Annotated in this window: 26 protein-coding genes and 1 pseudogene; 2 read left to right on the top strand and 25 right to left on the bottom strand. The window is 63.4% G+C overall.

Annotation, left to right across the window (positions count from 1 at the left end):
• Nucleotides 1-8 precede the first annotated feature (8 nt).
• Nucleotides 9-927, bottom strand: a pseudogene (locus BXA07_RS11795) (LysR family transcriptional regulator ArgP).
• Nucleotides 928-1,000: 73 nt separating this feature from the next.
• On the opposite strand from BXA07_RS11795, the gene BXA07_RS11790 reads away from it, so the two are divergent.
• On the top strand, nucleotides 1,001-1,645 hold the full coding sequence (locus tag BXA07_RS11790; protein WP_076568121.1) for a LysE/ArgO family amino acid transporter: 645 nt from the start codon (nucleotides 1,001-1,003) through the stop codon (nucleotides 1,643-1,645).
• Between the two features lie 6 nt (nucleotides 1,646-1,651).
• On the opposite strand, the gene fliR is transcribed toward BXA07_RS11790, so the two are convergent.
• The 13 genes from fliR to fliF form a co-directional block, all read right to left on the bottom strand.
• Nucleotides 1,652-2,515 carry a flagellar biosynthetic protein FliR gene (gene fliR / locus BXA07_RS11785; protein WP_076568120.1) on the bottom strand — a complete coding sequence of 288 codons (864 nt, stop codon included), beginning with the start codon at nucleotides 2,513-2,515 and terminating at the stop codon, nucleotides 1,652-1,654.
• Nucleotides 2,516-2,537: 22 nt separating this feature from the next.
• Nucleotides 2,538-2,807, bottom strand: a complete 270-nt coding sequence (fliQ, locus tag BXA07_RS11780) for a flagellar biosynthesis protein FliQ (RefSeq protein ID WP_035821365.1) — start codon at nucleotides 2,805-2,807, stop codon at nucleotides 2,538-2,540.
• Between the two features lie 9 nt (nucleotides 2,808-2,816).
• Nucleotides 2,817-3,602, bottom strand: a complete 786-nt coding sequence (fliP, locus tag BXA07_RS11775; RefSeq protein ID WP_244556255.1) for a flagellar type III secretion system pore protein FliP — start codon at nucleotides 3,600-3,602, stop codon at nucleotides 2,817-2,819.
• A 7-nt stretch (nucleotides 3,603-3,609) separates the two neighbouring features.
• The gene (gene fliO / locus BXA07_RS11770; RefSeq protein ID WP_076568118.1) at nucleotides 3,610-4,206 is read right to left on the bottom strand and encodes a flagellar biosynthetic protein FliO; all 597 of its coding nucleotides are present in this window, start codon (nucleotides 4,204-4,206) and stop codon (nucleotides 3,610-3,612) included.
• Complete coding sequence (fliN, locus tag BXA07_RS11765; RefSeq protein ID WP_034754038.1) at nucleotides 4,203-4,637, bottom strand: flagellar motor switch protein FliN; 435 nt, start codon at nucleotides 4,635-4,637, stop codon at nucleotides 4,203-4,205. The genes fliO and fliN overlap by 4 nt, the downstream gene beginning before the upstream one ends.
• A 50-nt stretch (nucleotides 4,638-4,687) precedes the next feature.
• Complete coding sequence (fliM, locus tag BXA07_RS11760; RefSeq protein ID WP_034754035.1) at nucleotides 4,688-5,674, bottom strand: flagellar motor switch protein FliM; 987 nt, start codon at nucleotides 5,672-5,674, stop codon at nucleotides 4,688-4,690.
• 6 nt (nucleotides 5,675-5,680) lie between these two features.
• On the bottom strand, nucleotides 5,681-6,193 hold the full coding sequence (gene fliL / locus BXA07_RS11755) for a flagellar basal body-associated protein FliL (RefSeq protein WP_076568117.1): 513 nt from the start codon (nucleotides 6,191-6,193) through the stop codon (nucleotides 5,681-5,683).
• 185 nt (nucleotides 6,194-6,378) lie between these two features.
• Entirely contained in the window at nucleotides 6,379-7,614 is a 1,236-nt protein-coding gene (locus BXA07_RS11750; RefSeq protein ID WP_076568116.1) for a flagellar hook-length control protein FliK, read from the bottom strand.
• A gap of 19 nt (nucleotides 7,615-7,633) precedes the next feature.
• Nucleotides 7,634-8,074 carry a flagellar export protein FliJ gene (gene fliJ / locus BXA07_RS11745; RefSeq protein ID WP_076568115.1) on the bottom strand — a complete coding sequence of 147 codons (441 nt, stop codon included), beginning with the start codon at nucleotides 8,072-8,074 and terminating at the stop codon, nucleotides 7,634-7,636.
• Nucleotides 8,075-8,106: 32 nt separating this feature from the next.
• The gene (fliI, locus tag BXA07_RS11740; RefSeq protein WP_244556259.1) at nucleotides 8,107-9,423 is read right to left on the bottom strand and encodes a flagellar protein export ATPase FliI; all 1,317 of its coding nucleotides are present in this window, start codon (nucleotides 9,421-9,423) and stop codon (nucleotides 8,107-8,109) included.
• A gap of 89 nt (nucleotides 9,424-9,512) precedes the next feature.
• A complete protein-coding gene (locus BXA07_RS11735) occupies nucleotides 9,513-10,214 on the bottom strand; it encodes a flagellar assembly protein FliH (RefSeq protein WP_076568228.1) in 702 nt (233 codons plus the stop codon).
• Nucleotides 10,215-10,257: 43 nt separating this feature from the next.
• On the bottom strand, nucleotides 10,258-11,256 hold the full coding sequence (gene fliG, locus BXA07_RS11730) for a flagellar motor switch protein FliG (protein WP_034787109.1): 999 nt from the start codon (nucleotides 11,254-11,256) through the stop codon (nucleotides 10,258-10,260).
• The gene (fliF, locus tag BXA07_RS11725) at nucleotides 11,249-12,964 is read right to left on the bottom strand and encodes a flagellar basal-body MS-ring/collar protein FliF (protein WP_076568113.1); all 1,716 of its coding nucleotides are present in this window, start codon (nucleotides 12,962-12,964) and stop codon (nucleotides 11,249-11,251) included. The genes fliG and fliF overlap by 8 nt, the downstream gene beginning before the upstream one ends.
• Before the next feature lie 327 nt (nucleotides 12,965-13,291).
• Between fliF and fliE the strand changes: the two genes are divergently transcribed.
• Entirely contained in the window at nucleotides 13,292-13,594 is a 303-nt protein-coding gene (gene fliE / locus BXA07_RS11720; protein WP_244556258.1) for a flagellar hook-basal body complex protein FliE, read from the top strand.
• A gap of 143 nt (nucleotides 13,595-13,737) precedes the next feature.
• On the opposite strand, the gene BXA07_RS11715 is transcribed toward fliE, so the two are convergent.
• From BXA07_RS11715 to BXA07_RS11665, 11 genes are all read right to left on the bottom strand, one after another.
• Nucleotides 13,738-14,484: a flagellar brake protein gene (locus BXA07_RS11715; RefSeq protein WP_083708175.1), complete on the bottom strand. Its 747-nt coding sequence runs from the start codon at nucleotides 14,482-14,484 to the stop codon at nucleotides 13,738-13,740.
• Between the two features lie 25 nt (nucleotides 14,485-14,509).
• A complete protein-coding gene (locus BXA07_RS11710; protein ID WP_076568110.1) occupies nucleotides 14,510-14,836 on the bottom strand; it encodes an EscU/YscU/HrcU family type III secretion system export apparatus switch protein in 327 nt (108 codons plus the stop codon).
• The gene (locus BXA07_RS11705) at nucleotides 14,829-15,995 is read right to left on the bottom strand and encodes a flagellar hook-length control protein FliK (RefSeq protein ID WP_244556254.1); all 1,167 of its coding nucleotides are present in this window, start codon (nucleotides 15,993-15,995) and stop codon (nucleotides 14,829-14,831) included. The genes BXA07_RS11710 and BXA07_RS11705 overlap by 8 nt, the downstream gene beginning before the upstream one ends.
• Before the next feature lie 44 nt (nucleotides 15,996-16,039).
• Complete coding sequence (locus BXA07_RS11700; protein WP_076568108.1) at nucleotides 16,040-16,366, bottom strand: flagellar protein FliT; 327 nt, start codon at nucleotides 16,364-16,366, stop codon at nucleotides 16,040-16,042.
• A gap of 3 nt (nucleotides 16,367-16,369) precedes the next feature.
• Nucleotides 16,370-16,816, bottom strand: a complete 447-nt coding sequence (gene fliS / locus BXA07_RS11695) for a flagellar export chaperone FliS (protein WP_076568107.1) — start codon at nucleotides 16,814-16,816, stop codon at nucleotides 16,370-16,372.
• A gap of 21 nt (nucleotides 16,817-16,837) precedes the next feature.
• Nucleotides 16,838-19,519: a flagellar filament capping protein FliD gene (gene fliD / locus BXA07_RS11690; protein WP_244556253.1), complete on the bottom strand. Its 2,682-nt coding sequence runs from the start codon at nucleotides 19,517-19,519 to the stop codon at nucleotides 16,838-16,840.
• A gap of 228 nt (nucleotides 19,520-19,747) precedes the next feature.
• The gene (locus tag BXA07_RS11685) at nucleotides 19,748-20,119 is read right to left on the bottom strand and encodes a flagellar protein FlaG (RefSeq protein WP_076568106.1); all 372 of its coding nucleotides are present in this window, start codon (nucleotides 20,117-20,119) and stop codon (nucleotides 19,748-19,750) included.
• 84 nt (nucleotides 20,120-20,203) lie between these two features.
• Nucleotides 20,204-21,682, bottom strand: coding sequence for a flagellin N-terminal helical domain-containing protein (locus BXA07_RS11680; protein WP_076568105.1), 1,479 nt, complete (start codon nucleotides 21,680-21,682; stop codon nucleotides 20,204-20,206).
• Between the two features lie 341 nt (nucleotides 21,683-22,023).
• Nucleotides 22,024-23,595: a GGDEF domain-containing protein gene (locus BXA07_RS11675; RefSeq protein ID WP_076568104.1), complete on the bottom strand. Its 1,572-nt coding sequence runs from the start codon at nucleotides 23,593-23,595 to the stop codon at nucleotides 22,024-22,026.
• A 222-nt stretch (nucleotides 23,596-23,817) separates the two neighbouring features.
• Nucleotides 23,818-24,465 (bottom strand): response regulator, encoded by a 648-nt coding sequence (locus BXA07_RS11670; protein ID WP_076568103.1) that lies wholly within the window; start codon nucleotides 24,463-24,465, stop codon nucleotides 23,818-23,820.
• A gap of 23 nt (nucleotides 24,466-24,488) precedes the next feature.
• On the bottom strand, nucleotides 24,489-25,988 hold the full coding sequence (locus tag BXA07_RS11665) for a sensor histidine kinase (protein ID WP_244556252.1): 1,500 nt from the start codon (nucleotides 25,986-25,988) through the stop codon (nucleotides 24,489-24,491).
• Nucleotides 25,989-25,996: the final 8 nt, after the last annotated feature.

Here is a 25,996-nt window from a genome sequence, read left to right as displayed (position 1 = left end):
GCGGCCCGTCAGGGCGGCAGCAGGGCGGCGCGGGCGGCGGCCAGGACGGCGCCGCTCAGCCCGTCGAGCAGGCTGGACGCGGCGCGCGCCGTGTGCCAGTGCAGGGCCACGTCCAGGGGCGTTTCGGGCAGCAGCTCGACCAGCGCGCCCGTATCAAGATGGGGCTGGATCAGCGCCTGCGGATGCAGGCCCCAGCCCATGCCGGCCCCAGCCCATGCCGGCCAGCGCGGCCGTGACGAAGGCATGCGGCGAGGGCAGGGCATGGCGCGGCAATTCCACGTGCCGGTGGCACAGGCGCCGCACCCAGCGCGCCTGCAATTCATCCTTGGCATTGAAGACGAGGCTGGGCGCCAGCACCAGGCTGGCGGCACCGACGCCGTGGGCAAAATAGCGCTGCAGGAAGGCGGGACTGGCGGCCGCCAGGTAGCGCATGGCGCCCAGCGGGCGGCTGTTGCAGCCCGACGCGGGCCGGGCCATGGCGCTGACGGCGGCCAGCACGGCACCGCTGCGCAGCCATTCGGCCGTATGGTCCTGGTCGTCGACCGCTACGTCCATCAGCACCGGATGTGCCGCGGCGAAGACGGCGAGGGCGGGCGCCAGCCACGTGGCCAGGCTGTCCGCATTCACGGCGACGGGCAAGGTGGCGCGCGCCATGCCCAGTGCTGTCTGCGCCAGCGCTGGCAAGCTGCCCTGCAAATCCTGTTCGAGCAGCTGCACCTGGTCCACGTGCCGGCACAGGCGCCGGCCCGTGTCCGTGGCGCGGCAGGGCTGGTCGCGTATCACCAGCGCGCAGCCGACGCGCTCTTCCAGCAGGCGCACGCGCTGCGAAACGGCCGATGGCGTCACGTGCAAGGCGCGTGCGGCGCGCTCGAAGCTGCCTTCCCGGATCACGGCGGCCAGCGCGCTGAGCGATGCATAGTCGAGCATGGATGAAGTATTCCTTAACTAGCGACAGAAAAGGTAGTTTGCCTTCATTTTATCGGGCAGGCAAGATGCACGCATGACACTCTCCTCGACTGCTCCATACGCCTTTTCCGTGTTTCTCCAGGGCTTGACCCTGGGCCTGGGACTCATCGTTGCCATCGGTTCGCAAAATGCCTTCGTCTTGCGGCAAGGTTTGCGCCGCGAACATGTGTGCAAGATCGTGCTGTTTTGCGCGCTCGCCGATGCCGCGCTGATCGCCGCCGGCGTGCTGGGCATGGCCCACGCGCTGGGGCAGCGCCCCTTGCTGGCCAGCGCACTGGCGCTGGGCGGCGCCGCCTTCCTGGCCGCGTATGGCTGGCAGGCGCTGCGCCGCGCGCGCCGGCCCCAGCAATTGCGCGCCGCCGCAGGGGGACATGGCCTGGGCGCGGGCGCCGTGCTGGCCCAGGCGGCCGCGTTTACCTTGCTCAACCCCCATGTGTATCTGGATACGGTATTGCTGGTGGGAAGTATTGGTGCCCAGCAGCCGGGCGCGCTGCGTGGCTGGTTTATTCTGGGCGCCAGCGCGGCCAGCCTGCTGTGGTTTGCATCGCTGGGAGTCGGCGCGCGCTGGCTGGCGCCGTGGTTTGCGCGGCCCCGCGCCTGGCAAGTGCTCGACGGCCTGATCGGCGTCACCATGTTCGTGCTGGCCGCGCTGCTGCTGCGCCACGCGCTGGGCGGCTAGCCTTGGTCAGCGCGCTGGCGGCAGCGGCGTGGCCGGTGCCGCCGGACGCAGGGGATTCGGTGGCGCGGGCGGCGGTGGCCGGTCGCGCGCGGCAAAGCCGCGCGGCAGCAGCCGCGCCGTTTCTATGCCACGCAGGAACATGTTCTGGAAGGGCGTGGCCAGGTAGGGCAGGACCATGCCGATCACCAGCAAGCCCACGCCCAGCGTGACGGGAAAGCCGATGCCGAAAATGTTCAGCTGCGGCGCGGCCCGCGTCAAGATGCCCAGTGCCACGTTGGTCAGCAGCAGGGCCGCTACGATGGGCAGTGAAATCTGCACGCCCGAGCGGAAAATTTCCGCGCCCCAGGCGGCCAGTTGCTGGAAGCCGCCGCTGTTGATGGGGCTGGCCGAGATGGGCAGGCTGACGAAGCTTTCCGCCAGCGCCGCCAGCAAGACCAGGTGGCCATTGACTGTGAGAAACATCAACGTGGCCAGCATGACGAGGAACTGGCTGATGGCGGACGACCGGCCCTTGGTTTGCGGGTCGAAGAACGAGGCGAAGCCCAGGCCCATGGTCAGGCTGCTGATCTCGCCGGCCATTTCAATGGCGGAAAACACGATGCGGATGGAAAAACCCATGGCCAGGCCCACCAGCATCTCTTGCGTGAGGATCAGCAAGCCGGGCAAGGACATCGGGTTGACGGCAGGCAAGGCCGGCACGGTGGGGGCGATGATCATGGCCAGCAGGGCGCCCAGCGACACCTTGACGGTGGCCGGCACGGCCGCGTTGCCGAACAGGGGCGCGGCCGCGATCAGGCCGAGGATGCGGCTAAGCGGCCACAGCAGCGCTGCGATCCACGTGTTCAGTTCGATGCTCGACAGGGTCAGCATGGCGTATGCCGTGGCCCCATGCCTAGCCGACCAGGTTCGGAATGCCGGTAAATACCTGGCGCATGTAGTCGAGCATGACGGACAGCATCCACGGACCGGCCACGACGAGGGCGACGAAGATGCCGACCAGCTTGGGGATGAAGGACAGGGTCGCCTCGTTGATCTGCGTGGCCGCCTGGAAAATACTCACGATCAGGCCGATGATGAGGGCGACGAGCAGCATGGGCGCGGCCACCATCAGGGTGATTTCCATCGCATGGCGGCCCAGGGTCATGACGCTTTCGGGTGTCATCGTATTCCCCTAGTAAAAACTCTGTGACAGCGAGCCCAGCAGCAGCTGCCAGCCATCGACGAGCACGAACAGCATCAGCTTGAACGGCAGCGAAATCGTCGCCGGCGACATCATCATCATGCCCATCGACATCAGCACGCTGGCGACCACCATGTCGATGATCAGGAACGGGATGAAGATGGCAAAGCCGATCTGGAACGCCGTCTTCAGTTCGCTGGTGACGAAGGCGGGCACGAGGATGCGCAGCGGCACGTCTTCCGGACCTTGCAGGGCCGGCGAGCGCGACATCTTGGCGAACAGGGCCAGGTCGGCCTGGCGCGTCTGCTTGAGCATGAAGGTTTTCAGCGGTTCGACACCCTTGTCCATGGCCTGCTGCATGGTAATCTTGTTTTCCTGATACGGTTGATATGCATCCGTATAGATCTTGTCGAACACGGGGCCCATGACGAACAGGGTCAGGAACAGGGCCAGGCCCACCAGCACCTGGTTCGGCGGCGCCGATTGCGTGCCGATGGCCTGGCGCAGCAAGGAGAGCACGATGATGATGCGCGTAAAGCAGGTCATCATCAGCAGGGCCGCCGGCAGGAAGGTGAGCGACGTCATCAGGATGAGCGTCTGCACCGGCAGCGAGTAGTTCTGGCCGCCGCCCGGCGCCGGCGTGCTGCTGAAGGCGGGGATGCCCGGTTCGGCCAGCGCCCACAGCGGCAAGGCCAGGGCGGCGGCCGCCAGCAGCCAGGCCAGGGGAGTCTTGATATTGCTCAACGTCAGGGACGGCTTGTGCGTCAGGTGCTTCATTGCCTGCTTATTTCCCATTGCGTTTTTCGATGGTCTGTTTCAGCCATTCGGAAAAATTGGCGGCCGCGGGGCCGTGTTGCGCTGCCGCCAGCTGGGGCGGCTCGCCTTCCTGGCGCGGCAGGGTGGCCAGCGCGTTGATGCGCCCGGGCGAGGCGCCCACGACGATCCACTGGTCGGCCACTTCGACGAGGACGATGCGTTCGCGTCCGCCCAGGTTGAGCGAGCTGACGACGCGCATCTTGCTGTTGCCGCCCAGGGTTTTCGGGCCATAGCGTTTCATGAACCAGGCCAGGCCGATCAGCAGGGCCAGGACGAAGACGAGGGCGAAAATGGTTTGCAGCAGGCTGCCGGCGGACGATGCGGGCGCCATCGTCATCGGTGCGCCCGGCGGTATGGCGGGCAGGGCGGCGGCAGGCGCGGGCGCCGTCTGCGCCGTCTCGGCAGCGGCGGGCGCAGCCGCTACTTTCTCAACAGCAACCTCGGCCGGTGCGCTGGCGACGGCGGCGCTGGCCGCCGGCGCCGAGGCCGCTGCCGGTGCCGCATGGGCGATGCTGCATGCCGCCAGGAGCGGCAGCAGAGTGGAAATCAACAGGCCAGGCTTCATTTATTGAGTTTTCGGATGCGTTCGGACGGCGTGATGATGTCGGTCAGGCGGATGCCGAACTTGTCATTGACCACCACCACTTCGCCCTGGGCGATCAGGCAGCCGTTGACCAGCACGTCCATCGGTTCGCCGGCCAGGCCGTCGAGCTCGACTACGGAACCCTGCGCCAGCTGCAGCAGGTTCTTGATGGCGATCTTGGTGCGGCCCAGTTCGACCGTCAGCTGCACGGGGATATCGAGGATGAAATCGATATCGTTGTGCGTTTCCGACTTCGACGCCTGCTTGGAAAAGTCCTTGAACACGGCGGCGCTGGCGGCGCTGGCCGTATTGGCGGCCTGGTTCTGCAGCGCTTCGGCTTCCGCCTTGGCCTGCTCGGCAATGGCCGCGCCCCAATCGTCTTCCGCGCTTTGGTCGTCTTGGTTGTCAGACATGTGTTTCTCCTGTTGTACAGATACGGACCGCAGCGCGATCCGGGTATTTCTTAATGGTTATTCATATTGTCGGCATTCGCCAGCAACTTTTCGACTTTGAGCGCATATTGTCCGTTCAACACGCCGTAAGTGCAATCCATCACGGGCACGCCGTCGACCGTGGCGGCAATCAGTTCGGGAATATTCAGCGGGATGATGTCGCCCACCTTCATGTTCAAGATCTCGTCGAACGACACGCGCGCCGTGCCCAGCGAGGCCACCAGCTCGACTTCGGCGATCTGGATCTGCTGCGTCATCAGGCGGATCCAGCGCTTGTCCACTTCCAGCGCCTCGCCCTGCAGGCTCGAGGTGAGCGAATCGCGGATAGGCTCGATCATCGAATACGGCATGCAGAAGTGGATTTGACCGGAAACGGAGCCCAGTTCCACCGTAAACGTGGAGGCCACGACGACCTCGTTCGGCGTGGCGATGTTGGCGAACTGCGTGTTCATTTCTGAACGGATATATTCAAACTCGACGGGGAAGACCGGTTCCCACGACTTGGTATAGGCTTCGAAGACGATGTCGAGAATGCGCAGGATGATGCGCTGCTCCGTCTGCGTAAAGTCGCGGCCCTCGACGCGCGTATGAAAGCGCCCGTCGCCGCCGAACAGATTGTCGACCAGCAAGAAGACGAGGCCCGGATCAAACACCATCAGCGCCGTGCCGCGCAGCGGCTTCATGTGCACGAGGTTCAGATTGGTCGGCACCACCAGATTGCGGATGAATTCGCTGTACTTCGACACGCGCACGGAACCCACCGACACTTCGGCGCTGCGGCGCAGGAAGTTGAACAGGCCCACGCGCAGCAGGCGGGCGAAACGTTCGTTGATAATTTCCAACGTCGGCATCCGGCCGCGCACGATGCGCTCCTGGGTCGCCAGGTTGTAGGTACGAACTCCCGTGACGTCTTCCGGCGCCTGCGCGTCGTCCTGGTCTCCGTTGACGCCCTTCAGAAGGGCATCGACTTCTTCCTGGGAGAGGAAATTATCGGCCATGGCTGCTTATTGAATGATGAATGCGGTAAATAATACGTCCGTCACGTCCTGCTCCGGCCCTTTGTCCTCGAACGGCTGGTTCACCTGATTGATGATTTCGGCCGCCAGTTGCTGCTTGCCTTCCACGGTATTGAGTTCCGAGGCCTTCTTGCCCGACAGCAGCAACAGCAGGCGGCTGCGCACCTTCGGCATGTTGACCTTGATCAAGTCCATTTCTTCCGGGCTGCTGGCCTGCAAGGTAAACGCGATTTGCAGGTATTGCTCGCCGTTTTCCGGCTGCAGGTTGACGGTGAAGGAATCGATGGGCACGAAAACGGGCGGACCGGCCTTGGAAGCGGCATGTTTTTTCTTGCTGGGCGCGCTTTCTTCCTTGTCGGCCTTGCCATGCAGAAAATACCAGGCAGCGCCGCCGCCGATGCCGCCCGCGACCAGAACTGCGCCCAGCACGATGATCAGAAGCTTCTTTTTGGAGGCGCCGGCCGGTGCCAGGCCTGCATCTGCTTTCGGATCTGCTTTCATTTTTGGATTTGCTTTCAATGGTACTCGAGTGCATGGAAGTGGATCACGACGCCATTATGTCATTATCGGCAAATTCTGCGCAGAAGGATGCAGTGAAAAGAGGGCGGAAGCGCCCTCAACTCGCTGTTTTTAGACGAAAAGTACGCTGCGGGGCACACCGGCGGCGTGCGGACGACGAATTATCCTCAGGCAAAGGTATCCACGGCACTCAGGCTGGGCCGGCCGCGCGTGCTGGTCGCCGGCGCGATGGCGATTTCGCCGCCCGCTGCGCCGCCGCCCTGGCCATTGCCACGGCGCTCGCCCGAGGCGGCACGCTCGCCCTGGTTTTGCTGTTCCGGCGTGCCGGCCGAGACGGTGGCGCTGCCGAAGGCGATGCCCGCTTCGCTCATCATTTCGCGCAGGCGCGGCATGGCCGCTTCCAGCGCCTGGCGTACTTCGGGCTGGGCCGACATGAAGGCCGCATCGGCCTGGTCGTTGGTGACCGTCAGGACCACCTGCAGCGGCCCCAGGTCGGGCGGGTTCAGGGTCAGGGTGGCGCTCTGGTCGCCGCCGGCCGCCATCCACACGACTTTCTGGCCCAGTTGCTGGTCCCAGGCGGGCGTGCCGACCCTGCCTGCCAGCTTGTCTGCCGGCACGGCCGCCGCAGCGGCCGCCTGTTGCAGGGCGCCCGGCTGCAGCTGGGCCGCCAGGCGGCTCAGGTCAGCTGGTGTTTCCTTGATGATCGGTTCGGCAATGGCGGCGCCAGCCTTGGCCGTGGCCGCCAGCTGGGCGTCGATGGCCAGTTTGCCGGCCTCAACCTTGCCGCCAGCTTGCGGCGTGGCTGGCGTCTTCCCCTGGGCCTGGCCCAGGCTGGCGGCGAAGCCAGCGTCATCCGCTTGAGCCGCCGCCTTGCCGCCCTGTCCTGCAGCCAGCAAGGCGCTTGCCGCTGCACTCTTGCCATCGGCCTTGACGCCGCCGCGCGGCGCCAGTTCCTGCGCCGTCTTGCCGCTGGCCGCCGCTGGCTGCATGGCCAGCTGGATGCTGCCCACCAGGGCCAGCATCTCGGCGGCGGGATCGGCTGGCGGCGCGGCCGCTGGCGCACTGTCCTCTCCCGGGGCCTTGTCCCTGGCCGCTGGCGCGGACGCTTCGGCGGTGGACGTGGCCGGCTTGTCCTGCGCGACGGCTGGTTCGGCGGACTTGGCGTCGCTGGCGGGCGCTTGGGCTGCTGGCGCCGGTGTGGCGGGCGCTGGCGCCGGTGCCGGGCGCGTTGCCGGTGCTTGCGCTTGCGCAATATTGCGGTTGGCCTGGCGCTGTTCCATCTGGCGGTTCAGGGTGCGCTGGAAGTCGCCATCGCCGCCGCCCGAAGGCTGGGCGCGGTTGGCGGCGCCCGGTGTGGCGTTCGGCGAGATAATCTGGGAAATCGGGGTTGGCTGGGTTTGCATGATGCTGCCTCAGTGTTGCTTAGCGTTTGTAATAGGCTTGTCGCGCCGCGTGCTCGTCCATTGCCTTCTGGTCGCGCTTGTTTTCCAGCTTCAGCGCCTGTTCCTGCGCCCGGTTGTTCAGGGTGGTGTACGACATGCGCTTGCGTTCGGCCGCCTGCCAGCGCAGTTTTTCATTGTCGCTGCGCGCCTGTGCATGCTCGACCACTTGCTGCTGGCCCAGGATGGCGCTGTCGAGCTTGACCATGAAAGCCTGGAAGTTGCGGTAAGCCATGGGCGTGATGCCGCTGCTCATGGTGGCCTCGAAGCGCTGGGCGTAGTCGTCGCGGTAGCCGGTCAGCATGTCGAGCTTTTGCCGGCAATCGTCGAGCGCCTTCAGGGCCGCGCCCAGGCGCTTGGCGCAATCGTCCGTTTCGCGCTGGGCAAGGTCGATCAGGGTTGCAAGTTGGGAAGGAGAGGCCATGGCTGATTATATTCCCCCGATGCAAGCCCCAATCAGTCGAACAGAGCGGTAAGTTGCCCCAAGCTCTCGTCCATGCTGACCCGCTCCGTGATTTGCTGCTGCAGGAAGGCTTCGATCCTTTCATGCAGGGCGATGGCCTGGTCCAGCACGGGGTCGGTGCCGGCGCTGTAGGCGCCCACGCTGATCAGGTCGCGGCTGCGCTCGTAGCGCGAATACAGCTGTTTCAGCTTGCGCGCCTTTTGCTGGTGTTCGTGCGTGGTGATCGAGTGGGCGGCCCGTGAAATCGACTGTTCGATGTCGATGGCCGGATAGTGGCCCGCCTCGGCCAGTCGCCGGTTGAGCACGATATGTCCGTCCAGGATGGCGCGCGCCGAGTCGGCGATCGGGTCTTGCTGGTCGTCGCCCTCGGTCAGCACGGTGTAGAAGGCCGTGATCGAGCCGCCGCCTTCCTCGCCGTTGCCGGCCCGTTCCACCAGCACGGGCAGCTTGGCGAAGACGGATGGCGGATAACCCTTGGTGGCGGGCGGTTCGCCGATGGCCAGGGCGATTTCGCGCTGCGCCATGGCGTAGCGGGTCAGCGAATCCATGATCAAGAGCACGTTTTGCCCCTGGTCGCGGAAATGTTCGGCGATTGCCGTCGCATACGCGGCGCCCTGCAGGCGCATCAGCGGCGGCGTGTCGGCCGGCGCGGCCACGACGACGGAACGGGCCAGGCCTTCGGCGCCGAGAATCTGCTCGATGAATTCCTTCACTTCGCGTCCCCGTTCGCCGATCAGGCCGACGACGATGACGTCCGCCTCCGTGTAGCGGGCCATCATGCCCAGCAGCACGCTCTTGCCCACGCCGGAACCGGCGAACAGGCCCATGCGCTGGCCGCGGCCCACGGTCAGCATGGCGTTGATCGAGCGCACGCCCACGTCCAGGGTGGCGACGATGGGCGCGCGGCCCAGGGGATTGGCGGGGCGCACGTTGATGGGGGCGCTGTCGACCGTGTGCAGCGGCCCCAGCTGATCCAGCGGGCGGCCCGCGCCATCGAGCACCCTGCCCAGCAGTTGCGGCCCCACGGGCAGGTGGCGCGCGCGGTCGCTGGGGCGGCGGCGCGGATGCGCCACGCTGCCCGGGCGGGGAATGGCCGGTTCGACGGAAAACACGCGCGTGCCGGGCACGATGCCCTCCACGTCGCTTTGCGGCATGAGGAACAGGCGGTCGCCTTCGAAGCCCACGACTTCCGCCTCGACCCGGCCGCCGTTGGGCAGGGGCACGGTGCAGGCGGCGCCCACGGCCAGGCGCAGGCCCACCGCTTCCATCACCAGGCCGGCCACGCGCGTGACCCGGCCCGACACCTGCATCGGCTCGACGAAGCCGACGACGGCCGTGCAATCGTTCAGGTAGGCGCGCCAGCGCGCCGCATGGGCTGCCGGGCCTTTGACGGGCTCGTTCACGGCGCCAGCCAGTCCAGGTCCTTGCCCAGCGCATGCGTGAGGCGCTGCCAGCGGGTGGACGTCTGCGCATCGATCTGGTTGCTGGCCGTGTCGATCTTGCAACCGCCACGTTCCACGCTGGGGTCTTCGATGACGCGCCAGCCGCCCTTGTCGAGCTCGTCGCCGATGCCGTCGCGCACCACTTGCGCATCTTCCGGGTTGAGCATCAGCAAGGCAGGTTGTTGCAGTACAGGCAAGTATTCAATGGCTTCGCGCACCAGCGGCAGCATCAGCTCCGGGCGCACGGGCAAGGCCGTCTTCAGCATGCCCTTGGCCAGTTGCAGGGCCAGTTCCATCACGTCATTGGCGATGAGCTCGTCGGCCTGCTGCACGGCCGTGCCGAAGTCGACGGCGATGGTTTGCAGGTGGGCCAGTTCCACCGCCGAGGCGGCCTTGCCTTCCGCGTACGATTGCGCATGGCCGTCGGCGTGTCCGGCCGCGTGGCCTTCCGCATAGCCGGCCGCGCGGCCCTCGTCGAAGGCGGTGGCGCGCGCCTCTTCGCGGATGGCGTCGAGCTCTTCCTGCGTCGGATATTCCAGAGGCGGGGCCGGCTCTTCCTCGTGCAGCTCGCCGTACGGATCGGCTTCCGGTTCGGGGTCCGGTTCGAGCAGCTTGCGCGCCGCCACCACGCTGGGACGCTCGTCGCCAAACGAGGTCATTTCCCAGCGCTGGTAGGCGGTTTGTTGCTCTTTGGGAATCAAATTAGACAAACGAATCCTCGCCTTTTCCGCCTAAGACGATCTGCCCCTCGTCCGCCAGGCGGCGCACGATCTGCAGGATCTGCTTCTGCTGCGATTCCACTTCCGACAGGCGCACGGGGCCTTTCGATTCCAGGTCTTCGCGCATCATCTCGCCGGCGCGCTGCGACATGTTCTTGAAGATCTTGTCGCGCAGTTCCTGCGACGCGCCTTTCAGGGCGATGATCAGCATTTCCGACTGCACTTCGCGCAGCAGCAGCTGGATGCCGCGGTCGTCGATATCGATCACGTTGTCGAACACGAACATTTCGTCCATGATCTTTTGCGCCATGTCGTTGTCGTAGTTCTTGATATTGTCCATGACGGAGCCTTCCTGCTCGCCGCTCATGAAGTTCAGGATCTCGGCCGCCGCGCGCACGCCGCCCAGCGACGATTTCTTGATGTTTTCGTTACCCGACAGCAGTTTCGTCAGCACATCGTTGAGCTCGCGCAAGGCGGCCGGCTGCACGCCGTCCAGGGTGGCGATGCGCAGCACCACGTCGTTGCGCAGGCGGTCCGTGAAATGGCCGAGGATTTCGCAGGCCTGGTCCCGTTCCAGGTGGACGAGGATGGTGGCGATGATCTGCGGGTGCTCGTTGCGGATCAGTTCGGACACGGATTGCGAATCCATCCATTTCAGCGATTCGATGCCGGACGCGTCCTTGCCGCCCAGGATGCGCGACAGCAGCACGGAGGCCTTGTCGTCGCCCAGCGCCTTGGTGAGGACTTGCCGGATATATTCGTCCGAATCGAGGCCGACGGTGGAATTGAGTTCCGTCTGCGCGCGGAAGTCGTCGAGCACCTCGACCACCTGCTCGTGGGCGATGCCCTTCATGGTGGCCATGGCGGCGCCCAGCTTCAGCACTTCGCGCGGGCCGAGGAATTTCATCACTTCGGCCGCTTCGCTCTCGCCCAGGGCCAGCATCAGGATGGACGCTTTTTGCAGTCCCGTTGTCTCAGTCATTATTGCCTACCCATGCCTTGATTACGTTGGCCACCACGCGCGGATCTTCCTGCGCCAGCTTCCTGGCCATGGCCAGGTTTTCGCGGTAGCCGCGCGCCGTGTCTTCTTCCAGCTCCTCCAGCTCGGCTTCGCTGAGCAGGACCTCGTTTTCTTCTTCCGTCTTCGGCAGTTCCGGCTCGATGACGGGCCGCGGGGCGCCGAAATCGTCGATCTTGCGCATCACGGGGCGCAGCATCGGGCGCACGATCTTGATGAAAATGTACAGCAGGATCAGGGCCGTGATGAGGAATTTCGCCAGTTCCTTGGCCAGCGGCAAGTTGGCCGGGTCGCGCCACCACTCCAGCTTGCCTTCCGGCGCGCGGTCGATGCCGTCGAACGGCGAATTGGCCACGCTGAAGCTGTCGCCGCGCTCCTTGTTGTAGCCCATCGCTTCCTTGACCAGATTATTGATCTGGACCATTTCGGCAGGGGAAATCGGCGTGACCGTCACCTTGCCGTCCTTGGCGATGCTGCGGCGGTAGTTGACGACGACGGCCACGGACAGGCGGCGCAGGCCGCCCATGGATTTCTGTTCGTAGCGCACGGTCTTGTCGACTTCATAATTGGTCGTCGATTCCTTTTGCGTGGGCGCCGTCGGTGCGCCGGCCGGGGCGCCCGGTGCCTCGGCCGTCAGCGGCGCCGTGGCCACGCCGGGCGGCTGGTTCGACAGCGCGCCCGGCACGCCGGACGGGTTGGCATTGCCGGCGCCCGTCGATTCGCTCGTCTGCTGGCTGCGGATGGTGGACGCCTCGGGCGGCGAATTCGGCTTGTAGGTTTCGGCCGCCTGCTCGCTTTGCGAAAAATCAACGTCAGCCGTTGCTTCGGCGCGCACATTGCCCTCGCCGACGATGGGCAGCAAAATCGATTCGACCTGCTTGATCACGCTTTGCTGCAGCTGCTGCACGTACTTCAGCTGGTTCGGGTCCAGGCTTTTCACGCCGTTGGCGCGGTCCTTGTCCTTTTCCTGGTTCGACAGCAGGTTGCCGGCCTGGTCGACCACGGTGACGTTGATCGGCAGCAACTCCGGCACGCTGGAGGCCACCAGGTGCACGATGGCGCTGACCTGCAGCTGGTCGAGGCCGCGGCCCGGGTGCAGGTTCAGCAGCACGGATGCGGTCGGTTTTTGCTGGTCGCGCACGAAGACGGAAGGTTTCGGCAGGGCCAGGTGGACGCGCGCCGTGTCGACGGCGGAGACCGATTCGATGGATTTGGCCAGTTCGCCTTCGAGTGCGCGCTGGAAATTGACCTGTTCCAGGAATTGCGACACGCCCAGCTTCTGGTTTTCCATCAGCTCGAAGCCCACGTTGCCGCCTTTCGGCAAGCCTTGCGCGGCCAGTTTCAGGCGCGCATCATGGACTTGCTCGGTCGGCACGAGGATGGCGCCGCCCCCTTCGGAAAACTTGTGCTTGATGCCCAGCTGGTCCAGCGACGCGGTGATGGCGCCGCCATCGCGGTCCGTATAGTTGGAGAACAGGACTTTGTATTCGGGCGGCTGGTTCCACATGTACAGGGCCACGCCGATGGCGATCAGTGCCGCCACGCCCAGGCCGCGCAGGAAATTCTTGCCCATCGGCGTCTTGGCGAAGGCTTGCACGGATTCCACGGGCGAGCGGGCGGGCGCCGGCTCCGGTGGTATGCGGTTTACATCGATTTCTTCGGCTACAGCCATGATTGCCTTCCAGGGCGCGTGGTTTGACAGGTATTGGGTGTTGCGTGGGGGGCCGCTTCCTCAGGAGGAGGGGGCGATATGCAGAATTATCCGCCACTGTCACGCGCTTCAATCGTCCAAACAGAAGGCGCTTTCACCGCCTGCTCGGCCGAGCGGCTGGCGTTGGCGCTGGTATTGTGGAACCCTGGCAACATGTGACGGAAGTTATTGTACCTGTCGTTGCCGTGCGAGCCAGGGTTTTGTTCTCTGGGTGCAACAGGCAGAAATCGACGAGAATCGGGAGGCAAAGTGAAAACAGGCGGTATCGATAGCAGCAGGATCGAGGCGATGATCGCGCAGCTGAAGTCGGCGGCCACGCGGCCGGAGGCGAAAGTGCCGGCGATCCAGACCGAAGCGCCGGCGGCCAAGGTGAACTTCGCCGATGCCTTCAAGAGCGCGCTCGATTCCGTGAGCGGTGCGCAAAAGGCCTCATCGGCGCTGGGCCAGCGCTTTACCATGGGCGACGAAAAGGTCAGCCTGTCGGACGTGATGGTGGCGATGCAGAAATCGAGCATCGAATTCCAGGCGACGGTGCAGGTGCGCAATAAATTAGTTTCTGCATATCATGACATCATGAACATGCAAGTTTGATATAGGCAAGTGTATTGGTATGTAACGAACGCCTTACAAACCGTAGCGAGCGAAAGCCAGTTGTGGCCGAGAAGCGGAACTGTACTCTAGTACAGTGAGCATCGCAGGCCGCAAATGGCGACGCGCAGTAGGTTTGTAAGGTGTTAACCTAACCCCGCCATGCGGGCGTTGCGCTCGCGCTCCAGCCGCGTGATATAGCGCTGCACGTGCGCCAGCATGCTGCGCTGCAGGTCGACGAACTGGCAGCCCAGGCGGCGGTTCAGTTTATTGTTGAGCAAGGTCATGTCCAGCGAGTTGCGAATCTGCAAAGTCGCGGTGACGATGCCGACGTCGGGCAGCTCGATGCGGCAGCCCGGATAATCCCTGCCGATGGTTTCGCCCAGCATCAGTTTATTGTCGAGGATGGCGATGCCGCCGCAGCTGATGTCGGCCAGCGGAAACAGGGTATCGGCGCCGCCCAGCGAGGGGGGCAGGGGGATAGCGACGCGCACGGGATTGCTCACGGGCGTCGTCATGCGGTAATACTCGCGCCGTTGCAGGCGGATTAATGTTTCCGGAACGGCAATTTTCAACGCGGGCGTGCCGCCATAGTTGCACTCTTCCACGAGGGCGCTGGCGAACAGGATGCGGATCTTGTCGAGCGAGGTTTCAAACGAGATGCCGGTGGCGGCCACCATGCGCCGGTTCTGGTCGGCGTTCACGGAACGGTCGAGGATGACGGTATTGCGCTCGGCATCGACTTCCAGGATCGACGTGACGCACACATCGGATTCGCCGTGGATCAGCATGCGGATCAGCTGGTTCTTTTCGCAGATGCTGCGCAACAAGGCGATGATTTCCCGCCGCGATTCCACTTCAAAGTCATGCCAGTTTTCGAGGCCGGAATCCATAATATGTGCTTGCATTGATGCCTGTCTATGTATCGATGGGAAGAAAGCTGGTGTCGGGCGGCGGGGGGATGGGGCCGCCATTCGCAGATTCAATATGATATAACCAGGCCAGCAGTTCCGCAATCGCCCGATACAGGCCCGGCGGAATCTGGCGGTCCAGGTCGACATCCATCAGCAAGGCCACCAATTCCTTCGATTCATGCACGAAGACGCCGTGTTCGCGCGCCGTGCTGATGATCCGGTCGGCGATCAGGCCGCTGCCCTTGGCGACCACCTTGGGCGCCGCCGCACCGCTCTGATAGGCCAGGGCCACGGCCGTCTGCGGCACCTTGCGCCTGCTGTCGTCAAGCATCGGCGTCTCCCGCTGGCGCTTCCTCGGGCGCGGCAGCGTCCTTGCCGGCGATCGTCAACGACGACAAGGGCCAGCCGGCCGCGTCCAGCGCCGCTTCCAGCCGCGCCGCATGCTGGCGCAGGGTGGCGGCGCTGCCTTCGCTGCCGGCCTGCATCTGGATTGATACCCGGCCGCCTTGCAGGACCACGTGCGCGGCCAGGTCGCCCAGCAGGGGGAACTGGAAACGCACGCTGCTGCGCCAGGCCGTCGCCTCGTCCGCTTCCGCGCCGTCCTGCTGCCCGCCTTCCGGCGCATCCCTGCTGATATCCCACTGCATCTTCTGCCCCGGCCAGGCTTCCCCCTGCCATTGCACGCGCGCCTGTTCATGCGCATGCAGCTGCAAATTGATCAGTTGTGCCGAGGCCAGGTCGGTGCCCGTCCTGGCTGCTTCGCCGGGCGGGGCCTTCTGCATTTGCGGTTCCAGCAGCAGCGAGGCCAGCGGACGCTTGCCTTCGGCCCATTCGGCCACGTGCGACTCATAGAACAGGCCGCTGCTGCCGACGGCGTCGTGCAGTTTTTGCGCCAGCTGCGCGGGATTGGCGCCCGGTGCGGCCATCAGCGGCGTCTTGCCGACCAGGGCCAGAGGCGTGCCGGGCGCGCTTTCCGCCTGGCTCAGCACGCTGCTGATGGCGCGCGCGGTGGTGCTCAGTTCCGGCGCGGGCGAGTCGCCGGCCAGGTCGGGCAGCAAATTGGCCGGCGTCAGCGGCGCCCGGCTGAGCAGGGTCGCGGCCGTGCTGCTGGCGCGCGTGCCCGCCTGGGCGGCGCCGGCCTGGGGCGAGCGCGCTTCGGCTGCGTCGGGTTCGGCCTCGGCGTCCGCATACGTCAGCAGGGGAGCGGCGGCCTGGTCGCGATTGTTGCCAATTTGAAATGATGGGCGGGGATTGATGCCGATCAAGGTCAGGGGAATCTCCGTGCCCAGCTGGGCGCCGGCGGGCAGCTGCATGCGGGCTGGCGTGCCGGCCACGCGCACGAGATAGCTGCCGTCGCCCATGCGGGCCAGCACCTGCCCCTGCATGGATTTGCCGATCAATCCCTGCAGCGAACGCTGGAATTCAGCCTGGCGCGGGTCGGCGACCGTATCGGCCGGGCGCGTGGCCTTGACCGGGGTCAAGGGCGTCATGCCGATCGCATCCATCTTCGGCAACATGGCGCCCCCGCTTGCGTTTACGCGCCGTAGGCGTTGGCCAGGCGCCGTTCGGTGCCGGTGCTGTTGATCAGCTTGGACAATTGCGCCATCCACGGCATGGTCAGGTCGCGGATCTTGCGGTCGTCTTCGAGGATCTGCTTGATCAGGGCAACCTTGCGCTGGCGGCCGGCGCTTTCCAGCACGACTTGCGCTTCATTCGCCTTCAGCGCTTCCACATGCGCGCTCACTTGCTGCTCCAGCGCTTCGAGCGCGTCCCAGTCGGCGTTGCTGGCGGCCGTCACCATCCGGCCCGTCAGGGTCTGCATGGTTTCATAGGTGGTCAGGACTTCTTGATGGGTCATCATGGGTCAGGCGCTCGCAAGGCTGGGCATACGTTTCAAATCGGCGCCGGGGATGGCGGCAGGCGTGGAACCGATGGCATTCCAGGTTTCACGCAGGTCGGTGAGCAGGCGCTGGACTTCTTCGAGCAGGGCCAGATCGTTGTGGATATTGGCGGCCAGCAGGCGCGCGCTCATATATTCATACAGGGCGTCGAGGCCTTCGGCGATCTGGCCTCCCGCTTTCTTGTCCAGGCTGGCGCGCAAGCCATTGTCGATGATCTGGATGGCTTTCGAGATGGATTTGCCTTTTTCTGGAATATTGCCCGATTTCATGTGCATTTGCGCACTGAGCACGGCCACCAGGGCGCCGTCGTACAGCATCACGATCAGCTTGTGCGGCGAGGCCGAAACGATGCCCGTTTCCAGGCCCACCTTGGCATAGGCGTTGACGCCGCGTTGTTGGGTTCCAAACATATATTCTCCTGATGATGGGGCTTAACGGTTGGCGGCGATGGCGGCCAACTGCTGGGTCAGATAGGTTTGCGTACCCTGCAATTTGTTCAGGGATACGTCCAGGCGCGTATATTGGGCGCGATAGCGCGCTTCGATGGTGGTCAGTTTGTCGCTGAACTTGTCACGCTGTTTCGCCACATCATTGATACTGTCGTTGAGGCCCTTGCTGCGATTGGTAATCATGCCATCCGTGCCGAGGAAAGCCTTGGCCATGTTGTTCAGTTGGTAGGCATAGCCTTGCGAAAAACTGACTGTGCCGCGGTCGCCAATCCCACCACCTGTAATTTCTACTTTCAGGCCGTCTGCATCCGAACCTGGGGCTCCGGTCAGGGTCTGGCCGGAGCCGATCACCGGCTGTCCGCCGATAGTGCCTGCCACATCGGTACCCTTGACCGGCGTGGCCGCGCCGAAGATGTTGCTGGGCGGCGTGCCTGTGGAAGTGGATACGGCGAGGTTGGAAACCGAGCCATAGCGCGCCGTGACCAGTACCAAGCGGCCGCTCGGATCGATAGATGCGGAGACGCTGGAGCCAGCGTCTGAAAAAGACTTTACTCCGTTGATCGAGGATTGCACCAGCGCCGCTAATTGGACTGGCGTGTAGGTGCCCGCCGGAATGGTAACCTTCGCAGTGTTTTTTGCCACGGAGGGCTCGGTGTCATTGAGCGTGACGTTCCAGGTGGTGTCATTGTCGATAACGGTACTTGCCGGCAGAGGCGCGGCCGCAGTCAGCGTGCCCTGGCTGGCCATGCTCGTGACCGTGAGCGCATAAGTACCCGGCTTGGTGGCGGCCGTCGAACTGGTGAACGACACATTGCTGTCCGAAGTTTTGCCCAAAGCAGCGAAAAGACCCGCTACATCGTTGAAGTTTTCGCTGATGGCTTTGTCGAGTTTGGTAGCGTCCAGGCTCAGGGTGCCGTCCTTTTGAAAGGAAATCCCTACTTGCCCCAGAGTGGTCAGATTTCCGGAAAGACCGGTAATCGACGTGCTCAATTGCTTGCGCAATTGGGTTTGGATCGATTGCACTGTTGAATCGCCCAGCAGGATTCCCGCCTTCTTGGTTTCAGTATCGTAGGAAGTCATCTTCGCGATGGAACCGTTCAAGTCGTTATATGCCTTGATAAATCCGTTGATGCTGGTCTTGACGGTCGTTGTATCCTTGGAAACCGACATGGTGGTTGTGCCGACTTTGATGATATTAAGCGTCACGCCTTCGATGGCGCTGTCAATGCTGTTTGAACTGTTCGTGATGGGAATCCCATTCACGCTGAGCATGGTGTTTTGTGCTGCGCTGTTTTGTTTCAGGTTTTGCGTGCCGGCCGGATCATAGGACAGCAGATTACTCAGCGCACTGTCGGCCGGCTGGCCATCGCTGCCGCTCAGTGATATTTTCATGGCGGAGTTAGCGCCTGTCTTGGTCGAACTCAGTACAAGGTGATACGGTTTGTCCGTGCCATCGGAAACGATGCTGGCGGTCACGCCGAGCGAGGCATTGTTGATGGCGTCCCGTATACCCTGCAGCGAATTGTTAGTGGCATCGATGACAACCGAGCCAGTGGCCTGCGTTCCATCTTGGGTAAACGATGTGCCCATGTATGCACCGCCGGACCCGGCGGTTAGTCCCGCCGCCGCTGGATTACTGCCGCCAATGTTGATCGGGCTGGCATTGCCGGAAGCGAGGGTAATGGTACCGGCCACCGTAACGTTGGAGCCATCATTAGTGGCTCCGGCCGCATGGCCAATGCCACCGCGGGTATCGCCGGTGACTACCTCCTCGATATTCAAGTTGGAACCGTCGGCGCGCGTAAATTTCAGTGTGCCATCGGCCGCCTTGCCTGTGACCGTGATGTTGGCTGCCGCCAGAGCGTTGGAAACGGCGTTTGGCCCCTCCAGTGTCGTGTCGAGCGAGGCAGCGGTAATGCCGCTGCCGGCAGCGACATTTTCGCCTTGCGTGACAATCTCGATGCCGCCCACAGCCAACGAATAGGTGCTGCTTGCATTCGTGCTGATGCTGCCAAAGCCGCTGAACATGGCCGCATCTGATGAGACTGGCTGGGCTGTGGCCGTCACTCCGGTAGTACTGCTCTTTGCATTGATGGCGTCTGCCAGGGAGCGTGCGCTCTTCGTGCTGGAGTCGGTCGGGATAGCCGTGCCGTTGATCGTCAGCGAGCCGTTGCTCACGCCGGTAAGCAGGGTACTACCGCCAAGCGGCGTGCCGGCTATGCCGAAGGTGCCTCCGGCAACAGCGCCGAGCTGGAAGGAGATGGTTGTCTTCGCTCCCAGGCCGATGGTTGATAGTTTGCTCACATTGCCGCCTGATGTCAGGGTCTGAGCCTGTGCCAATTGGCTGACGCTAATATTGTAGCTGCCTGGTACGGCTTTGGCACCAGCTGTTGCCGTGAATACAAGGGGGTCGGCTGGCGTGGCCGAGACCGCTCGAAAATTATTGGTGTTGCTTAGGGAGGACAGTGAATTCTGGAAAGTGCTGACGGCGCCGCTGAGCGTACCCATGGCGCTGAGCTTGGCCTGATAAGATGCTGTTTTCTTGTCAAAAGTACCCAGCGGTGCGGCTTCGGCCGTCATCAGCTTGTCGATGATGGCATTCACATCCAGGCCGCTGGCGCCGGCGCCGATGCCTATGGATGAAAGTGTAGGTGTGATGGCCACTGAATACTCCTAGGAAAACACTAATATAAGCTGTTATCGGCAGAATCAATCAGGACTTGAGAGGGGGATTTACCGCGCTGTTTTCAGCGGGCGTAAAAAATATGGGAAGAAACGGGAGGGTGTTATTTGGATTGCAATGAAAAAAGGGTCGGATAGCCAGGCTATCGAACCCCGTGGTCATGCCGATGCATACTGCCACGCTGCTGCCTGTCCGTGGGCCAGGTCATCTTATGCGCTTTGACTGATCAGCGAACCTTTGGCCGAGTCAAAGGTCTTAGCCAGTTCCAAGGCTTCCTTGGTGGGAATCTGGCGCAGCACTTCCTTGGTTTCCTGGTCGATGACCTTGACGACCGTGCGCTGGCTGTCTTCGTCGATGGAAAATTCGATGCCTTGGGTCTTCAGTTGCGACGACTGGTTCAGCTCCGACACCGCCTTGGTTAACTGTTCCCGACTCGGTTCCTTGTCGGCTGGCTGTGGCGCAATGGCGCCATTTTCCGTGGCCGAGCGAGGCGCTGCCGGGCGTGCTGCCGACGTATCTGCAGACACGTAATTCTTGTCTATCCTGGCCGCGGAGGCGGCCGCTATCGTATCGATAGTCATGGTGCTCTCCTAGTGAAAATTCCCCTGCCGAAAAAATCCGGCAGGGGAATCAGAGTCCTGCGCTGTTGCCTGACTAATCGGAGATTAGCCGCGCAGCAGGCTCAGGACGCCGTTTGGCAGCGAGTTCGCTTGCGCCAGCATGGCCGTACCAGCTTGTTGCAGGATCTGGCCGCGGGTCATGTTGGCCGTTTCCGATGCAAAGTCGGTATCGACGATGCGGCTGCGCGATGCGGACAGGTTTTCCGTCGTCGATTGCAGGTTTGAGATAGCTGAGGCGAAGCGCGATTGCAATGCGCCATACTGGGCGCGTTGGCTGTTGACCGTCGACAAGGCTGCATCGGTGATTTTCAGCGCCAACTGGGCGCCAGCGAAGGTGGTGACGTCGAGCGAAGCGACCGATTTCAAGGTCGACCCCGTGTTCGTGGCTGCCCCTGCTGCCGCACCCAGGCCCAGACCCGTACCTGCATCGGTAACCGAAAAGCTGCTATCGGAGTCGAAGGTCACGGTGCCATTGCCGACTGCACTGATATTTGGCGCTTTGGTATCGGAAACCGCAGTGAGGCCGCCGGCCAGCGTATAGCTGGCTACGTCCAGGCGCGGTGCCGCGGTGGTGCCGTTTGTGATCTTGATGTCGGCGCCGTTTGTGTTACTCAGCTTGATGCCTTGGTTGGTCGAATCGTAGCTGGCGCTGATGCCGGTTTTTGCCGTTTGTGCATTGATCGCGTTGATGCCTGCGGCAAAGTCCGCTGCCTGGTTGGCTGAACCAGTGACGGAGAACGAGACGGTTGCGGCTGCGCCAGCGCCCGTGTTGTCACCGACCAAGGCGAACGAGTACGAACCAGCATCCATGCCGACGTTGATTTCTGTCTTGGCTGTTGCTGTGACACCCGTGGACGACGTTTTGGCGTTCAGGGCAGCAGCGATCGATTTGGCGGAGTCGCCTGCGGCTGCCGTGTAGCTGGCCGAGCCCAGTTTGCCATTGATCGTGACCGCGCCAGCGGTGGTTTTTGAGGTGGTGCCGATCGCGACTGCATCGTTTTCCACACGGTTGTTGCCGTAGGTGCTGGTCAGGAAGTTCGCGCCGTTGGCGGAAATCAACTGATTTGCATCTGCGCCGACCTGGAAGTTGGCCGTGCCCATGGTGCCATCCAGCAGCGCCTGGCCGTTGAACGAAGTCGTGGTGGCGATACGGTTCAATTCCGAGTTCAATTGACCGACTTCGGTTTGCAGCGCTTGACGATCACTCGACGAGTTGGTGGCATTCGACGATTGCACGGCCAGTTCGCGGATACGTTGCAGGATGTCGCCCGAGCTCGACAGTGCGCCCTCGGCCGTTTGAGCCAGCGAGACGCCGTCGTTTGCATTGCGGGTGGCTTGGGTCATGCCGCGGATTTGCGACGTCATACGGTCGGAAATCGCCAGGCCAGCGGCGTCATCCTTGGCGCTGTTGATGCGCATGCCCGAGGACAGGCGTTGCAGCGAGGTGCTCAAAGCCGACTGCGAGGTCGACAGGTTGCGTTGCGAATTCAGGGACGAGATGTTGGTATTAATTACTGCAGCCATGATAATTCTCCAAACAGGTACTACATTGCGCTATGTGCTAGTCACTTTGGCCTGCCCCGCTGTTCCGGGACAATCAAGCCGCTGTTGTTTAGGGTAACGGTTGCTCTGCGGGAAAATTTATGGCGAAAAACGCTTTAAATTTTAATTTTTAACCCTTCAGTTTGCCGCTGGCCGTGCGCTAAACGACATGATTTGGAGAAACTTGAGGGTAAAAATAGTTTTATTTTCATATCGCGCGGACGCTGGCGGCATGCTACAGGGGGAGAGGGGTGTTGTTGTTTTTCCATGAAAAATGCCGTCCGGCCGGTTGGCGGGACGGCATGGCGTGAAGCGGACCGGGCTTAGTCCGCCACCACAACCCGATTCTTGCCCGTCTGCTTGGCCTGGTACATGGCGCGGTCGGCGCGCTTGACGAGCTCGGCCTGGTCTTCGTTGGGCCGGCGCAGGGCCACGCCGGCGGAAAAGGTGATCAGGACTTTTTCGTTGTCGTGCAGGAAGAAATGCCGGGTCAGCTCGCGCTGCAGGCGCGTCATCGTCGATGAGGCCGCCTCGACCGTCGTTTCCGGCAGCAGGATGAGGAATTCCTCGCCGCCGAAGCGGGCGATGACGTCCATCGAGCGCAGGGTTTCCTTGACGATCTTCACCAGATGCTTCAGCGCGGCATCGCCGGCCAGGTGGCCATAGGTGTCGTTCAGGCGCTTGAAGTCGTCCAGGTCCAGCATGGCGATGCACAGCGGCGTGCCGCGGCGGTCGGAGCGGGCCGTCTCGCGCTCGAAGACGTCGTCGAGGCCGCGGCGGTTCAGGCTGCCCGTCAGCTGGTCTTCCCGCACCAGTTCGCTCATATGCTGGAGCTTCGCTTCCAGGGTATGGATGCGCTGTTCTGCGTCCTGTACTTCCTGGCGCGCCAGCACCATGTTGTCGCGTGCGCGCAAGGCTTCGTTCTGCACCATGCGCGTTTCGCGCAAGACTTCGTCGAGAACGCTGTTGAGTTCGCTGATATTTTCCGCCTGGCTGATCTTTTCCGAATAGCCACCGATCTTTTCGTGGAAGTCGCCCGTGCTGGCCGCCACCTGGCCCAGGCGGTCGATGAAGGTCATCATCATGTTCTTGACCGTCAGCTTGACGTCGGACAGACTGTGCTTGAGCTGGCTTTGCTTGTAGATGACTTCCTTCAGGCTGCGCGTGGCGTCTTCCAGCGCGCGCTGGTCGAGCGGACCGGCGATCAGGTTTTGCACGGCGTCGACCTGGCCGCGCAGCCAGCTGTCGTCGTCCAGCAACTGGCTGACGTTGTCCAGCAGCAACTTGAACAGGCGCAGCAGCAGTTCCTGCTGCTCGGCCGTGTCGCCGCTTTTCAGTTCGATCTGGTAGCACAGCTGCTTCAGGCGCAGGGCCGCTTCGTTCAGCGCGTCTTCCGTATGCGCCTGCTTGATGGCGGCGCCCAGGGATTCGGCTTCTTCCACCAGCGCGGGCGTGCCCGTCAGCAGGGTGGCGACGGCAAAGCCCAGGGTGCGGCTGAGCAACTCGCGCAGGGTACGCGTCTGTTCGCCGTCCGGCAGGGGCGGCAATTCGATGCCGCCGCCTTTCTTCACCTGTTTCTCGGCCAGTTGCGCCAGGGTGCGCGCATAGCTGTCCCAGTCGCGCGCTTTCAGTGCCCGCTGGAAGCGCCGGCCAAAGTCGCCCAGTTCGCCCGCCGATTCGCTCATCTTGGCAGCGAATTGCGTCAGCACGTTTTCCGCGCCGCTCTCCGTCGGTGCGCTGGCCGCCAGCACGGCTGCCGGCGCCGCAGGGCTGTCGGCCGCTTCGCTGATGCCGGCGATTTCATTGTAGATGTCGCGGTAGGCGCTGGGCGTGGGGGCGATGCGGCGCGTCGCCAGGCGGCGAAATGCTTCGCGGGCGATATCGGCCGGATTCATCGCAGGGACGGCGGCGGTGTTCGTGGCGCCAGCGGGAGCGCTTGCTGGCGGAGAGGGCAATTTACTGGACATGTAGGCACAGCCTTTTTAGATATTTCTCATTATCCTCATGATAGGCTAGTTGGCAAAGAACTTATTGTGCGAGAAGCAAGGGGAAGTCCATCCAATTCGCCCGATGCCAGCGTCCATGCCGTGTTGGCGGCCTGGGCCGCAACTTTGCCGCTATTCCACCAGCTGGTTGCGGATGGCGTAATGCGTCAGTTCGGCGCTGTTCTTGAGTTTCATTTTGACCAGCAGGCGGGCGCGGTATTCGCTGACGGTTTTGACGGACAATTTGAGTTCTTCGGCGATGGCGCCCACCGTCTTGCCCGAGGCAATCATCACCAGGGTCTGGTATTCGCGGTCTGAGAGCGTATCGTGCAGCGCCGTGTCATGGTCTTCGCCCACCGTGTTGGCCAATTCCTGGGCCAGCGAGGCACTGATGTACTTCAAGCCTTCCGCTACCTGGCGAATGGCCGTGACCAGTTCGCGCGGCGCGCTCTGCTTCGTCAGGTAGCCGGCCGCGCCCGCCTTGAGCGAACGGATCGCATACTGGTCTTCGCGGTGCATGGACAGCATCAGCACGGCCAGTTCCGGTTTTTCCTTCTTGATCTGCTTGAGCACTTCGATGCCGCTGCGGTCGGGCAGGGAGATGTCGAGCAGCATCACCTGGCATTTCGAACCACGGAACAGCTTGATGGCGTCGTGGCCGTTTTCCGCTTCGCCGGCAACGACGATGTCGCGGGTATCGGCCAGGATCTGCTTCAAGCCTTCGCGCACGATCGCGTGATCGTCGGCGATGAATACCCGGATGGTGGCTTTTTCTTTCATGACTACATTGTTTCCTATCTGATTCACTCGCGCCAGGCCGGGTCTTGCGGCGGCTCGCTGTGCGTTGGCGCGCTGGCTGCAGCCGCTATTATCGCCTCTCGCGGCGTGGTCAGCCGGATTTTTATGCTCAGGACCGTGCCGCCGTCCGGCCCGTCCATCAGGGTCAGGGTGCCGCCCAGCGCGCTGGTGCGTTCGATCATGCCGCGGATGCCGAACGACTGCGGCTTGGCGCGGTCGGACAGGCGCATGCCGACGCCATTGTCGGCAATCGACAGGCTGATGTGCTGGCGCTGGCGGGCCAGGCGCACCGTCACCGTGGTCGCCTGCGCATGCTTGGCGATATTCGTCAGCGCTTCCTGGGCGATGCGGAACAGGCTGGTGGCCTGGTCCAGTTCCAGCTCGATGTGCTGGCGGTTCGAGATGAAGCGGCATTCGATGCCAGCCTGGCGCGCAAATTCCTTCACCTGCCAGTCCAGCGCGGCGACGAGGCCCAGGTCCAGCATGGAGGGGCGCAAGTCCAGCGAAATGCTGTGCACGGCGTCGATGCTGCGGTCGACCAGGGCGTCGACATAGGCGGCTTTTTCTTGCAGCTGGGCATCATCCGGCGGCAGGCGGCGCGCCAGCATGGCCAGCGCCATCTTGATCGCCGTCAAATTGCCGCCCAGGTCGTCGTGCAGTTCGCGCGCCAGGCGCGTGCGCTCGTGTTCCTTGACCTTGTCGATATGCGCCGTCAGCTCGGCCAGGCGCGCGCGCGACTGGCGCACTTCGATCTGTTCCAGCCGGCTTTCCGTGATATTCGTCATGATGCCTTCCCACTGTACCGTGCCGTCCGCCAGCGCGCGCGGCGTGGAGCGCAGGTTGATCCATTTGACGTCCTTCCAGGCATCGACCCAGATGCGGCCTTCCCAGTTCCAGCTCCACAGGGCGGCCTTGGACACCTGCATCGATTCCAGGTACGAGGCGCGGTCGTCGGCCAGGATCAGCTCGTAAAACAGTTCCGGGCGCGCATGCAGCTGCGCCGGGCTCAGCCCCAGCAGGGCCTGGCAGCCGTCGCTCAGGTAGGGAAAGGCGGCGCGCCCGTCCCCGTGCAGGCAGAACTGGTACACGAGACCGGGCGTATTCGAGACGATGGCGTTGAAGCGCGACTGCACCTGGGCCAGGGCGGCGGCCGTCGCCTGCGGCGTGCGCAAGTCTTCGCCCACGGCCAGGATCAGGGCGCGCCCGTGGTGGCTGGCGCGCGACAGGTGCAGGGTGAGCGAATACTGGCTGCCGTCGCGCCGTTGCGGCTGCAGATGCAGGATGGCTTGCGCGCCGACGGCGTCGTCGAGGGCGGCCAGTTGGCGTGCCGGCGCCTGCAGCGGGGGCGCCAGCGCCAGCAGTTCCTCGCGCGCGTAGTGCAGGTTGGCGCAGGCGCTGTCGTTGACGTCCAGCAATTGCAGGCTGGACGCGTCGTACAGATAGATTTCCGGCGCCGCCGCGCGCATGGCGGGGGCCAGTTGCGGTGGCGCAGGGGTGTCGGGCATGGCGGCAG

Origin of the sequence: Janthinobacterium sp. TND4EL3 (assembly GCF_900156175.1) — a bacterium.
Classification (GTDB): Bacteria; Pseudomonadota; Gammaproteobacteria; order Burkholderiales; family Burkholderiaceae_D; genus Janthinobacterium.
The sequence above is the reverse complement of the archived record's forward strand: the minus strand, read 5'-3'. Positions and strand labels throughout refer to the sequence as shown.